Below are 14,159 nucleotides of genomic sequence, written 5' to 3' on the forward strand. Positions count from 1 at the left end.
CGTTTTAAAAAACAAACTAATCACAATGAATACTCTTCGTTTACTATTCTAAACTTAGTTTTTAACAATAAACAAAGGTATTGAAATTTTATGACGCAATTGGTCAACTGTAGTTCCAAAAATTAAATCTTTAAAACCAGTGTGGCCATGCGTTCCCATTACCAAAAGATCAAAATCTCCTTCAGTAATGATTCTCGGAATTACTTTGTGTGGTTTACCGAATCCTAACGCAATCTTGATTTTAAACCCTTTTTCTGTTAGCATTTCTTGATACTCTTTTAGCAATTTTTCATCGACTGTCGTTTCGTGATCGTCGGTTTGAGATCCGTATAAGAGTGCCGTAACTGTTTCAACCACGTGAATTAAAGTATAATTGGCCTCATAGCCTCCCAATTTAAAAGCATTATTCAAGGCGGCTGCATCGGCTTTTGAAAAATCAACGGCAACGGCAATATTAGATTTATGGTGAATTTTTATAGGCGTAAACTCTAAATTTAATTTATGCGGAGAGTGATTGTGTTCACTGTTTTTAAACTTCACAATAAATGGTTTAATTACGATATACAACAAAAGCATAAAAAAACCCAAGCCCAAAGGCACCACTGTCAACCAAATTACTATTGGATGCTTGACCATTTCTAGCCATCCTTTTATTTCATCATAAACCAACTTGCCGTTTAATGTGACAATAACTAAAGCAATAATCCAAGAGGTTATTTGTGTCATTCTACTGATGTGAAAACCGTTCATTTTGGTTTTATCGCTTACAAAATGGATTAACGGAATTATGGCAAAACCCAATTGCAAGCTCAACACTACTTGACTTAAAATTAACAACTTACCCGTCACACTGTCGCCATAAATTGAAATAACTATTACCGCAGGAACGATGGCGATTAAACGGGTTATAATTCGTCTTATCCAAGGTTGAATGCGCAATTGCAAATAACCTTCCATAATAATTTGTCCCGCCAAAGTTCCTGTAATGGTCGAGCTTTGTCCTGCAGCAATAAGTGCCACCGCAAATAAAACTGGTGCCCATTTGGTTCCCAATAAAGGTTCTAGAAATTGATGTGCATCTTGTATCTGAGCCACTTCAAACATTCCGTTTTTGTAAAATGTCGCTGCCGCTAAAATTAAAATAGCCGCGTTTACAAAAAAAGCAAGATTTAAGGCAATGGTCGAATCAATCATGTTGTATTTTAGCGCCTGCTTAATGCCCGCAACACTTCGATCAAATTTTCGAGTTTGCACTAACGAAGAATGCAAATACAAGTTGTGCGGCATGACCGTAGCGCCAATAATTCCGATTGCGATGTATAATGCATAAGCATTGGGTATCGAGGGAATTAATCCTAAAATTACTTTATCGAGTTCTGGCTCTGCAAAAATCATCTCAAAAATAAAAGAAAATCCAATAATAGCTACCAAAGCGATGATAAATGCCTCCATTTTACGAATGCCTTTATTGATCAAAAATAGCAGTAAAAAAGTATCTAAAACGGTAATCATTACGGCATCGATTAACGGAATATCAAACAATAAATTAAGTCCAATTGCCATTCCTAAAACCTCAGCTAAATCGCAAGCCGCTATGGCAACTTCGGCCAAAATGTATAAAATGTAATTGATGAATTTGGAGTAGGTTTCTCGCGAGGCTTGCGCTAAATCACGCTGAGTGACAATTCCGAGTCGGGCACTTAAGCTTTGAAGTAATAATGCCATCAAGTTACTCATCAATAAAACCCATAGTAAAGAGTATCCGAACTGACTTCCTCCGGCAATATCTGTGGCCCAGTTGCCGGGATCCATATAACCAACACTTATTAAATACGCTGGACCTAAAAAAGCTACTATTTTTCTAAATCCTGTCTTTTTATGCTCAGTAGCAACAGATTGGTTGACCTCTTCTAAAGATTTATTCATTGAATAATTGCGCTTTACACAAATATATTAAATAAAATATTTTCATTTAAATAAAGTTTTAGACCATTCTAAAAATTATATTATGCTTTTATTTGAAATTTATTCTATGCGTTTTAGCAGGGGCATGTACTGTTTAAAAAGCAGTTCAATTAAAAACTCAGCTCCATTGTCTATTTTGCTTTTCGCCTCGAGAACAAGTACATTTACTTTTTAATTGATGATAATGAAGCATTACGATTATATTTTTACGGGTTCTGGGCTTTCGGCATTAATGACCGTTTACAAGATGATTCTTTCAGAACAATTCAAGGACAAGAAGATTTTGCTTTTGGATGAAAATCTGAAAAATAAAAACGATCGAACCTGGTGTTTTTGGGAGAATAAAAATTCGGAATGGAGCAAAATAAGCAGCAAAACCTGGGATTTCGCCCTTTTTAAAAATACGGATTTTAGTCGAACACTAACGCTCGAACCGTACGAATACCTTCAAATACGCAGTGTCGATTTTTACACTTTAGTTTTCGATTTAATTTCGAAACAAGACAATATTACTTTTTTAAACGAAAAAGTGACTGATATTAACGAATTAGACACCCACGTTTTTGTTAAAACAGAAACTCAAGAATGCAGTGCCGGCCGCGTGATCAATAGTATTGTAAACGTGGGGGCATTTATTAATCAGCATAAATACGCTGTAATTCAGCAACATTTTGTGGGTTGGTTTGTAGAAACAGAAGAAGCTGTTTTTGATCCAAACCAATGTACTTTTATGGATTTTTCGGTTGATCAAAAAAACAATACACGCTTTATGTACGTTTTGCCGACCTCAACAACTGAAGCTTTATTAGAATATACCTTATTCTCTAAAGATCTATTGCCTTTTGCAGAATACGAGGAGGAGATCAAATCATATCTGAAAAATTTAGGTGTTAAAACTTTTAAGATTACCGAAAAAGAACAAGGCAATATTCCGATGACGTGTTATCCCTTTTGGGAAAAGAACACCAAGCGCGTCTTAAATATTGGTACCGCTGGAGGCTGGACTAAAGCAAGTACTGGTTATACTTTTAAAAAAACCGATAAAAAATCATCTGAATTAATTAAACTATTCTTACAACAAAACGACTACAGTAAATTGTATAAAAAAGACAAGTTTTGGTTCTATGATTTATTGCTTTTAGACATTCTTTACAGAAATAATGCGTTAGGAAGTTCTATTTTTTCCTCTTTATTTAAGAAAGGAGATCCCAATTTGATTTTTAAATTTTTAGATGAAGAGACCAGTTTATGGCAAGACTTTCAAGTTATTCTAAAATGTCCTAAACTTCCGTTTATCAAATCGTTATTCAGAGTGGCTTTTCTTCCAAAAAAATTCAACCTAAAATCATAATCATTGAAAAACAATATCTTAGGGTTCAGTCTTTTCTTTAGCAGTCTTTTTTCTTTTGGACAAGTTTCGTTGAATAATGCGCTGAAAATTTATCCTGAATTTTCTAATACAAAATATTAAAAAGCAATCTGTTGGTTCAAATAGGAAAATATAAAGAAGAAGTACTTGCTTTACTTTGAATCGCAGGCGAAGATGCATCCACAGGATTTTCAATTAATGAAGACAATACCTTCTGCGAGACTTATGTGTATCAAATAAAGTTTACCAATTAGCAATTAAACTATAACAAAAGTTTATCGTATCAACCAACTAGTTGAAATTAATCTTTGTAACTTTGCAGTTCAATAAAGTTAAACCTAAAAATATAAATATGTATCCAGAAGAAATGGTAAAACCAATGCAAGCGGAACTTACAACTGCAGGTTTTAAAGATTTACATAGTGCTGAAGAAGTAAATAACGCAATAAAAGCAGAAGGAACAACTCTAGTAGTAGTAAACTCTGTGTGTGGTTGTGCTGCTAGAAATGCACGTCCGGGAGCAAAGATGAGTTTGGATGGTGCTAAAAAACCAGATAATTTGATCACTGTTTTTGCAGGAGTTGACAAAGAAGCTGTTGATGCTGTAAGAGAACATATGTTTCCTTTTCCTCCATCATCACCAAGTATGGCTTTATTCAAAAATGGTGAATTGGTGCACATGCTAGAGCGTCATCACATTGAAGGTCGTCCAGCAGAAATGATTGCTGAAAATTTACAAGACGCTTTTAAAGAGTTTTGTTAATTAAATAGTATTGAATTGCTCACGAAGTAAGATTCAAAATTTTATAAAAGGACTGTCTAATTTAGACGGTCCTTTTTATTTATAATAGTCCACTTACCTACTCTATTTTTAGTACGCTTAAAAATACAGTACGTAAAAGTGGCAGTCTTTCACTAAAACTTAGGACTTGCTAACTTTGCCACTCCATATCCTTTTGCTACCTTTGCCGCTCAAAAATAGTTCTCAACTTAAAATAGTTTATAGCATGCAACTGTACAACACTTTAAGCGCAGAAGAAAGAGCCATCATGATCGATGATGCCGGGAAGCAACGACTTACGTTGTCTTTCTACGCTTATGCGCAAATTCAAAATCCAACACAATTTCGTAATGATTTATTTCTAGCGTGGAATCCCTTAGGCGTTCTGGGCAGGATTTATGTGGCTAATGAAGGAATAAATGCCCAACTTTCGCTTCCCGCAGATAATTTCTATGCGTTTAAAGATACGATAGAAGCCTACGATTTTATGAAAGGAATTCGTTTGAATATTGCCGTAGAACATGACGATCACTCCTTTTTGAAATTAACCGTAAAAGTTCGTGACAAGATTGTTGCCGATGGTTTAGTGGATGAAACTTTTGATGTAACCAATATTGGAATACACTTAAAAGCCAAGGAATTCAATGATTTATTAGAAGATCCCAATACTATTGTGGTCGATATGCGCAATCATTACGAGAGCGAAATTGGTCATTTTACAAAAGCTATAAAACCAGACGTTGACACTTTTCGCGAAAGCTTGCCAATTATTGAAGAGCAATTAGCGGAGCACAAACAAGACAAAAAGCTGTTGATGTATTGCACCGGAGGAATTCGTTGTGAGAAAGCAAGTGCTTACTTTAAACACAAAGGTTTTGAAAATGTGTACCAATTGGAAGGTGGAATTATTGAATATACACGTCAAGTAAAAGAGCAAGGCTTAGAAAGTAAATTTTTAGGGAAAAACTTTGTATTCGATCACCGCTTGGGTGAAAGAATTACAGACGATATCGTTTCGCAATGTCATCAATGTGGAAAACCTTGTGATGTACACACCAATTGTGCAAATGAAGGTTGTCATTTACTATTCATACAATGCGAAGAATGTGCTTCGGCTATGGAAGGCTGTTGCTCGTCAGTATGTGTAGATGTAATTCATTTACCCGAAGAAGAACAAAAAGCAGTTCGAAGAGGAATTAAAAATGGCAATATGATTTTCAAAAAAGGAAAATCAGATGTGTTGACATTTAAAAACAATCAAGATCCATTAGCTGCGATTCCAAATCTTAGTGATCTAGCCGAAACAAAAACAGCTCGCAGAGTGGCTACTGTTTTGAAAAAAGAAACAAAAATTAAAAAACAATACATTGGAAAAGGAACTCACTTTTTTCCAAAACCAAGCGTTGCTCAATTTTTAATTGAAGATGGGGACATAAAAGTTGGTGATAAAATCTTAATTAAAGGAACTACAACTGGAGAACAGCAAATGATAATCGCCGAAATGTTCGTGAACGACATCGATGCTACAATCGCTACTTCGGGAGACACTTGTACTTTTAAATTACCTTTTAGAATCCGTTTGTCTGACAAATTATATAAAGTTTTAGACTAATTTTTCAAACAAATTCACTCATCACCTTTGTCAAAATTTAAAACTTTGACAAAGGTTTACTTCATACAAAAATGACCACAAATAATAAAATTGAACTTATGGCTCCCGCTGGGAACTTTGAGTCACTTCAAGCTGCAATAGACAATAATGCTGACTCCGTTTACTTTGGCGTAGAGCAATTAAACATGCGCGCTCGTGCAACGGTAAATTTTACCATGGATGATTTAGCAGAAATTTCCCGTCGTTGCGAAGCAAAAAAAATTAGAACTTATTTGACGTTGAATACCATAATCTACGATCACGATTTATCGGTGGTTAAGACTTTATTGAACAGAGCGAAAGCAGCCAGTATCACTGCCGTAATCGCCTCAGACCAAGCTGTAATTGCGATGGCAAGAGGAATTGGAATGGAAGTTCACATTTCGACGCAGTTGAATGTCACAAATATTGAAACCATAAAATTCTATAGCTTATTTGCAGATACGATGGTTTTAAGTCGGGAACTGAGTTTGCGTCAGGTAAAAAGCATCACCGAACAAATTAAGAAAGAAGAAATTAAAGGACCAAGCGGAAAATTAGTTGAAATTGAAATTTTCGGTCATGGCGCTTTGTGTATGGCTGTTTCTGGAAAATGCTATTTGAGTTTGCATTCCAATAATTCATCGGCAAATCGTGGTGCTTGCAAGCAAAATTGCCGCAAAAAATATACAGTTATCGATCAAGAAACTGGTTTCGAAATCGAATTGGACAACGAATACATGATGTCTCCAAAAGATTTATGTACCATTGATTTTTTAGATCAAGTAATCGATTCTGGCATTCAGGTTTTAAAAATTGAAGGTCGAGGTCGTGCTCCAGAATATGTGGCAACTGTAATAAAAACCTACCGTGAAGCAATAGATAGCTATTACGAAGGAACTTTTTCTAAAGAAAAAGTGGAAGTTTGGATGGAAGCCTTGAACACCGTTTACAATCGTGGGTTTTGGTCAGGATATTACCTCGGACAGGAATTGGGCGAATGGAGTGATGTTTCGGGATCGTTGGCTACTCAGAAAAAAGTGTACGTTGGAAAAGGAACGCATTATTTCCCGAAAGCCGAAGTGGGACAATTTAAAATTGAAGCGTACGACATAAAAGTTGGCGACAAAATTCTGGTGACTGGTCCAAGTACTGGCGCCCAAGAAATGATAATTGAAGCAATGCAGGTAAATGACACTGTTGCACAAAAAGCAACAAAAGGAGACGACTGCACTTTAAAATTGCCGTTCCGAATCAGGATGTCTGATAAATTGTATAAAATTGTTGAGGCCTAATGGTTATTATAACGTTACAAAGAGACAAATGCATTGGTTGTAATTACTGTGTAGAAATGGATCCCCTCCATTTTCAAATGTCTAAAAAAGATGGGAAATCGGTTTTGATACATTCGGTAAATGCCAAAGGTTTTTATACGCTAAAGTCAGCTGATCATACGATTGTTGAAAGCTGTGAACGATCTGCCAAAGCTTGTCCTGTAAAAATTATCTTAGTAAAAGAAACTTAATGTTTTTCCAAAATTAAACCGAAAATACAAAAGTTGTGTTAAAAAATACGTTAGATTTACTTAAAATAAGAAAATTTAACGATATGAAAAAAAAGATTTTAATTCTTTTACTATTCTTTTTTGGGTTTTTTATGATGTATGCCCAAGAAGGTATTGTTAAAGGTAAAGTTTCAGACAACCTTGGTATTGGATTACCCGGAGCAAACGTCGCTGTTAAAGGAACTAAATCTGCTGTGTCTACAGATTTTGACGGGAACTTTCAAATTAAGGCTTCAAAAGGAAGCGTTTTGGTGGTTTCTTACATCGGTTTCGCAAATCAAGAAGTTACCGTTACTGGTACTACAGTTACTATTAGCCTTAAAGAAGGTGCAGAAAACAAACTAGACGAGGTTGTTGTTACTGCATTTAATGTTCAAAGCAAAACAAAGTCTTTAGGTTTTGCTAATCAAACCGTTAAAGCTGTAGATATTGAAAGACCAGGCCAGGTAAATGCTCTGGAAAGCTTACAAGGAAGCATTTCTGGACTTACGGTAAACAAAACATCTGGCGCTGCTGGTGCTGGAGTTGATATATTAATTAGAGGTGTTTCCTCGCTAAGTGCTGGAAGTAACAATCAGCCTTTAATAATTATTGACGGTAATCCAGTGAACAATTCGACTTTTACAGGAAACATTAATCCTTCAATTGGTTCTAATTCTGCCGGAAGTAGCGAGCAATTTGCTTTTTCAAACCGTTCGGTAGATATCAATCCAAATGACATCGAGTCTTATTCGATATTGAAAGGAGCAGGAGCTACAGCACTTTATGGAATTTTGGCCGGTAATGGTGTAATTATCATCACTACTAAAAAAGGAAAAGAAGGAAAAACGAAGGTGAATGTTTCCTCTAGCGTTTCATTTAGTGAAATAAACAAATATCCTGAGTTACAATCTACATGGAGAGAAGGTACAACAGCGGGAAATGGAGCTTCTCCTTTTCCACGTAATTTAGTTCCTAGAGTTTTAAGTAATAATGACGACAGTGTTCCTGGTGGCGTTTCGTATTATCCTGGTTTTACTTCTGGGTTTCAATCGAATGGACCAAAATATTCTTCTGCTGATGATTCAAGCATTCGCTTTAGAGATTTTTATAGAGATTTTTTCAAAACTGGAGTTAATCACACTTTAAACGTAAGTGTAAGCGGTGGAAACGAAAAAATCAATTATTATCTTTCTGCATCTACAAGTAAAGATGAAGGAACGGTTCCAAACACAAGCTACGACAGAAAAACTTTAAAGTTTAATGGAGGTTATAAATTATTAGAAAATTTAAAACTGGGAACTTCTGTAACGTATGCTAATTCTGGTGGAACTAGAGCTAATACTGGAGATAAATCGATCATGAGTTCAATGGCTTACTGGTCTCCATCTATTGATATTAACAACTATTTGACTGTTGATGGAAAACAAAGAAACTGGACCAAAGGAACTATCGACAATCCAAGATATTTTGCTGAAATCAGTAATTTAAATGACAATGTTGATCGCTGGATTGCTGGTGCCGACTTAAACTGGCAAGCGAATTCTTGGTTTAATGTTGTTTATAGAGCAAGTATTGATAATTATTCTGAGTTGAGAAATAGATACGTTCCAGATGATTTAGATGTTGGAACTGGTGTAAAAGGATTCATAACAAATGAAACTATTAATTTCAAAGGTCTGAATTCAAACTTAGTATTTACTGCGACGAAAAAATTTGGTGACATTAGCACTAATCTTTTGATAGGACAACAAATTTCTGATACTAGAAATACTTATGGCAATCAAAGAGGTGAAGGTTTATTAATCTCAGGATTTGACAATATTTCAAATACTACAAACAAATTTGTAACAAATACAGGAGAGCAAGTTCAAAGAAACATTGGATACTTTGGTGAAGCAAAAGCTGATTTCAAAGAAATTATCTATTTAGGAGCTACTGCAAGAAGAGATGAAGTTTCAACTTTACCTAAAGCAAATCGATCTTTTGATTATTACTCTACAAATGCTGCCTTTGTATTTAATGACTTAATTGATAAAGATAGAAATGTTTTATCATTAGGAAAAATAAGAGCTTCATGGGCACAAGTTGGGAAAATTCCTCCTTACGGAATTGGAAGATACAGTAGACCTGAAACTCCTTTCAATGGTGTTGGTGGAATTTCTGTTGGCTCTATTGCTTCAGACCCTAACATTAGACCAGAGATCGTTACCACTCTTGAAGTAGGTACTGATTTAAAGTTTTATAATAACCGCATACGATTAGAGTACACTTATTTTGATAGAAAAAGTGACGACCAAATTATTGCAGTTCCAGTATCTCAAATTTCTGGCTTAACAAGTATTTGGAGTAATGCAGGTTCGTTAAAAACAAAAGGTCATGAGTTAACACTTGCAGGAGACATATTGAAAACTAGCAATTTAAAATGGACTGCTACTGCTAACTTTACTGCTTATGACACTGAAGTAACTTCTTTGCCATTTGAGAATGTTGTTTTTATGGACAGTTTTCAAGGTGTAATTTCTCAAGTTAAAGTAGGTGATGCAGCCGGATCTTTATATGGATATACTTGGACGCAAATTGATGGTCAAAGAGTGATAGGTGCTGATGGATTACCAATTTTAAAGAAAACGGCTAAAGGTGATTTCGAATATTCTAAAGTTGCTAATGCATTTCCAGACTGGGTTGCTACACTAAACAATACTTTTACTTACAAGAATTTTAATTTATCATTTTTGTTCGAATATAAAGAAGGTGGAAGCGCTTTTGACTCTGGACAAAGAAACGGGTTGCGTAATGGTGTTTTAAAAATCACTGAAGAGCGAAACATTCAAAAAGTGCTGGACGGTGTAAAATCTAATGGTTCTGGCGGTTACGTCAAAAATGACATTCCAGCTATAATAGATGCTAACAGTTATTACCGTAATGAAAATTACAACAGATCTTCTGAAATTTTAGTACAAGATGCTTCTTGGTTGAAATTACGAAATGTCTCTTTATCGTATAATTTACCTTCAGAATTACTTCGCAAATTAAATATGGCAACTGCTTCGTTTACAGTTAGCGGAAGTAACTTCTTGCTATGGACACCATTTAGAGGTTTTGATCCTGAAGGAAGTCAATTTAGCTCAGGAAGTAACGTATATGGGTTCACGGGTTTAAACGTTCCATTAACACAATCGTACTCTTTTGGTGTTAATTTTGGATTTTAATTTATTAAAAATAACAGTATGAAAAATATTTTAATAATAGTAGCACTTTTTGTTACGACCAGCTTGGTGACCAGTTGCAGCGATAGTTATTTTGACGTAAATACACCTCCCGATGCGATAGACACTAATTCAACAGCATTAAAAGATGTATTAAGTCCTGCCATTCAAAACACCATTGACGCTCAATATTCTGCTTCAGTAAGTGTGGCTCAGGTAAACCAACATATTTCTTCAGCACTTTCAAATCAGGATATTGATAAGCATTATTTTAGTGGTTTAGATTCGTATTGGTTTACCACTTATGTAAAAGCTTTAGCCAATATTAAAGTGGTCGAAGACAAAGCAATCGCTACAAATTCTTCTCACTACTTAGGAATTGCGCAAGTTTTAAAAGCGATTAATCTCGGTTTAGCAACTGATTTATACGGAGATATTCCTTATACTGAAGCATCCCAAGGTGGTGTAATTTCATATCCAAAATATGATTCTCAAGAATCTGTTTACGCTGCAATTGATGAATTATTTACAGCTGCAATCGCAAAATTATCGGCTCCTAATACTTCAATAATTAATAAACCGGGTAAAGAAGATTTAATTTATGGCGGAGACGTTAACAAATGGATTAAGGCTGCGTATACTTTTAAAGCGAGATATCAGTTACACTTATCTAAAATAAACGCTGGAACAGCTGCTACAAAAGCATTGGAAAGCTTATCAAAAGGGTTCACCTCTAATGCAGATGATTTTCAATTAGTTTACAATACTGTAAATACAAATCCTTGGTACGCAAATCAGTTAGGATTAAACACTGGTAACATTTCGTTTTTAATCTCAAATCAATTGATAAATGCTATGAATGGAAAATCATTTCCATTTACTACAGTAACAATGGATCCAAGATTATTAGCAATTGTTGACATCAGAAAGTATCCGAATCCAGCTTCACAAACTACAAATCCAGATCCAATGGTAGTTACTAATTACAATGGAATTGAAAATGGAACTGGCGCTAATGTTCCTGGACAACCAGGCGCTAATGCTAAGATAGGAATTGATTTCTTTTATTCAAAAGCGAATTCACCATTAGTAATTATGTCATTTGCTGAAGCGAAATTTATTGAAGCAGAGGCGAATTTCCTTTTAGCAGGAGGAACTGCTACTAGCGCTGGTGCAAATGCAGCAGCAAACACTGCTTATCTTGCTGGAATTAATGCTAACATGGATAAGTTAGGAGTTGCACCTGCTCTAAAAACAGCTTACATTGCTGACGCTTCAATCGCCAAAGGCACAACAACTTTAGCATTAAAAGACATCATGAGACAGAAATTTATTGCTCTGTATCTAAATCCAGAAACTTTCACAGATTATCGCAGATACAATTTCTCACCTAATGTGTTTGTTGGTTTAAAATTACCAAAAAACACAGATCCTAACAATGGTGGGGAATGGATCAGAAGATTTGTATATCCGAATTCTGAAAAAAGCACTAATTCAGCCGTCTACAGTGCGAATTTTAAATCTATGATTACACCAGTTTGGTGGGATAAATAGTAAAGTAATTCTAACGCTACTGAATGTAAATTTAGAAGTGATTTATAAAAAAAACGACTTTTTATAAATGTAAATGCAGTAAAGAAACCCATTACGATAGCAATCGCAATGGGTTTCTTTTTAATAAAAATTTTATCATTTGCATATAATTCCAATCGTTGTAACATAAAATTAAAAAATACTATCTTTACGCGTAAATCTTTCTAAGAACTTAAGTTGCATTTATTGCAACACTACATATAAAATTATGGCATGTACAAGTTGTTCAACTTCTGATGGTGGAGCACCAAAGGGTTGTAAAAATAATGGGACTTGCGGCACCGATAGCTGCAATAAATTGACTGTTTTTGACTGGCTTTCGAACATGAGTTTGCCTAATGGCGAGGCTCCTTTTGATTGCGTTGAAGTACGTTTTAAAAACGGCAGAAAAGAATTTTATAGAAATACTGAGAAATTAACCCTAAGTATTGGAGACATTGTTGCAACTGTAGCTTCTCCAGGACATGATATTGGTATTGTGACTCTTACGGGAGAATTGGTTCGTATCCAAATGAAGAAAAAAGGAGTGAATCCTGAAAGTAGTGAAGTTGCTAAAATTTACCGAAAAGCATCACAAAAAGATATTGACATTTGGTCTGCAGCGCGTGATCGCGAAGAACCGATGAAAGTTCGTGCACGAGAATTGGCTATTTCTCAAAAACTAGAAATGAAAATTTCGGATATTGAGTTCCAAGGTGATGGATCAAAGGCAACATTTTATTATACAGCCAATGATCGTGTCGATTTTAGAGTTTTAATTAAGGATTTTGCAAAAGAATTCAGCACTAGAATTGAGATGAAACAAGTAGGTTTCCGTCAGGAAGCAGCTCGTTTAGGCGGAATTGGTTCTTGCGGACGAGAATTGTGTTGCTCTACTTGGCTAACCGATTTTAGAAGTGTGAACACCTCGGCAGCGCGTTACCAGCAGTTGTCACTGAATCCTCAAAAATTAGCAGGACAATGTGGTAAACTAAAATGTTGTTTGAACTATGAATTAGACACGTACATGGATGCTTTAAAAGATTTTCCAGAATACGACACTAAATTAGTTACTGAAAAAGGAGATGCTATTTGCCAAAAGCAAGATATTTTTAAGGGGCTAATGTGGTTTGCTTACACCAACAATTTCTCAAATTGGCACGTTTTAAAAATTGATCAAGTCAAAGAAATAGTAGCAGAAAACAAACTTAAAAATAAAGTTTCGTCTCTAGAAGACTATGCAATTGAAGAAACTGCAGAACCTGAAAAAGATTTCAATAATGCGATGGGGCAAGAAAGTTTGACTCGTTTTGACCAACCAAAACGCAAGAAAAAACCAAGCAAGAATAGAAAGCCAGCTGGCGAAAATGTTATTGTAGCAAATTCTGCTAAACCAGAAAACAAAGCTAAAGTTAGCAATCCGAATCAAAAGCTAAAAGCAAATCCGAATCAAAAACCAAAAGAAAAAGAGAAAGAAAAATTAAACGATACTCCTAGCAAGCCAAATAAGAATCAAAATCGCGCACCGAAAGCTAACAAGCCAAAGCCAGCCGAAGATTCTGCGACTGCCGAGCCAAGAAAACCAATAATTATTACCAAGAATGAGAATAAAAAATAGCGCTATTTTATTTTTAACGGCAGTAGTTCTTTTTTCATGTGATAAAGAAAGGGTTTTTGATACGTACGAATCTGTTGGTAGTGCTTGGCACAAAGACAGTATTGTCACGTTTGACTTACCTCAATTAGATTCGACTAAGACGTACGACTTACTTGTAAGTTTGAGAGCGAACAACAATTATGCGTATAACAATTTGTTTTTGATTGTTTCAACAGAGAAGCAAAACGGCTTTACCAAAATTGATACTTTAGAATACCAAATGGCAAACCCTGATGGAAGTTTATTGGGCAATGGGTTTTCTGACATTAAAGAAAGTAAACTTTTGTATCGAGAGAATGTCAAATTTAAAGGCACTTATAAAGTGCATATCAAACAAGCTGTTCGCGAATCGGGCAAAGTTCCGGGCGTACAAGAATTAGAAGGTGTTACTGACGTTGGATTTAGAATAGAAAAAAAAGAATAGAATAGTTAT

Annotated in this window: 10 protein-coding genes; 9 read left to right on the forward strand and 1 reads right to left on the reverse strand. The window is 35.2% G+C overall.

The features are described 5' to 3' along the window. Positions 1 to 54: 54 nt before the first annotated feature. Positions 55 to 1,926 carry an Nramp family divalent metal transporter gene (locus AP058_RS13285; protein ID WP_066311799.1) on the reverse strand — a complete coding sequence of 624 codons (1,872 nt, stop codon included), beginning with the start codon at positions 1,924 to 1,926 and terminating at the stop codon, positions 55 to 57. A gap of 223 nt (positions 1,927 to 2,149) precedes the next feature. Between AP058_RS13285 and AP058_RS13290 the strand changes: the two genes are divergently transcribed. The 9 genes from AP058_RS13290 (at position 2,150) to AP058_RS13330 (ending at position 14,150) form a co-directional block, all read left to right on the forward strand. Beyond that, positions 2,150 to 3,316 carry a lycopene cyclase family protein gene (locus tag AP058_RS13290; RefSeq protein ID WP_066313451.1) on the forward strand — a complete coding sequence of 389 codons (1,167 nt, stop codon included), beginning with the start codon at positions 2,150 to 2,152 and terminating at the stop codon, positions 3,314 to 3,316. Positions 3,317 to 3,686: 370 nt separating this feature from the next. Continuing rightward, positions 3,687 to 4,097 carry a BrxA/BrxB family bacilliredoxin gene (locus AP058_RS13295; RefSeq protein ID WP_066311807.1) on the forward strand — a complete coding sequence of 137 codons (411 nt, stop codon included), beginning with the start codon at positions 3,687 to 3,689 and terminating at the stop codon, positions 4,095 to 4,097. Positions 4,098 to 4,341: 244 nt separating this feature from the next. Beyond that, a complete protein-coding gene (locus tag AP058_RS13300; protein ID WP_066311810.1) occupies positions 4,342 to 5,727 on the forward strand; it encodes a rhodanese-related sulfurtransferase in 1,386 nt (461 codons plus the stop codon). Positions 5,728 to 5,798: 71 nt separating this feature from the next. After that, on the forward strand, positions 5,799 to 7,040 hold the full coding sequence (locus AP058_RS13305) for a peptidase U32 family protein (RefSeq protein ID WP_066311813.1): 1,242 nt from the start codon (positions 5,799 to 5,801) through the stop codon (positions 7,038 to 7,040). Next, positions 7,040 to 7,270 carry a ferredoxin gene (locus AP058_RS13310; RefSeq protein ID WP_066311815.1) on the forward strand — a complete coding sequence of 77 codons (231 nt, stop codon included), beginning with the start codon at positions 7,040 to 7,042 and terminating at the stop codon, positions 7,268 to 7,270. The genes AP058_RS13305 and AP058_RS13310 overlap by 1 nt, the downstream gene beginning before the upstream one ends. Positions 7,271 to 7,353: 83 nt before the next feature. Further along, positions 7,354 to 10,500 carry a SusC/RagA family TonB-linked outer membrane protein gene (locus AP058_RS13315; RefSeq protein ID WP_066313460.1) on the forward strand — a complete coding sequence of 1,049 codons (3,147 nt, stop codon included), beginning with the start codon at positions 7,354 to 7,356 and terminating at the stop codon, positions 10,498 to 10,500. Positions 10,501 to 10,518: 18 nt separating this feature from the next. Next, on the forward strand, positions 10,519 to 12,051 hold the full coding sequence (locus tag AP058_RS13320) for a SusD/RagB family nutrient-binding outer membrane lipoprotein (RefSeq protein ID WP_066311821.1): 1,533 nt from the start codon (positions 10,519 to 10,521) through the stop codon (positions 12,049 to 12,051). A 247-nt stretch (positions 12,052 to 12,298) separates the two neighbouring features. Continuing rightward, positions 12,299 to 13,687, forward strand: a complete 1,389-nt coding sequence (locus AP058_RS13325) for a regulatory iron-sulfur-containing complex subunit RicT (RefSeq protein ID WP_066311822.1) — start codon at positions 12,299 to 12,301, stop codon at positions 13,685 to 13,687. Then, on the forward strand, positions 13,671 to 14,150 hold the full coding sequence (locus AP058_RS13330) for a gliding motility lipoprotein GldH (protein WP_066311825.1): 480 nt from the start codon (positions 13,671 to 13,673) through the stop codon (positions 14,148 to 14,150). The genes AP058_RS13325 and AP058_RS13330 overlap by 17 nt, the downstream gene beginning before the upstream one ends. Positions 14,151 to 14,159 lie beyond the last annotated feature (9 nt).

This window comes from Flavobacterium sp. TAB 87 (genome assembly GCF_001529295.1).
Taxonomy (GTDB): domain Bacteria; phylum Bacteroidota; class Bacteroidia; order Flavobacteriales; family Flavobacteriaceae; genus Flavobacterium.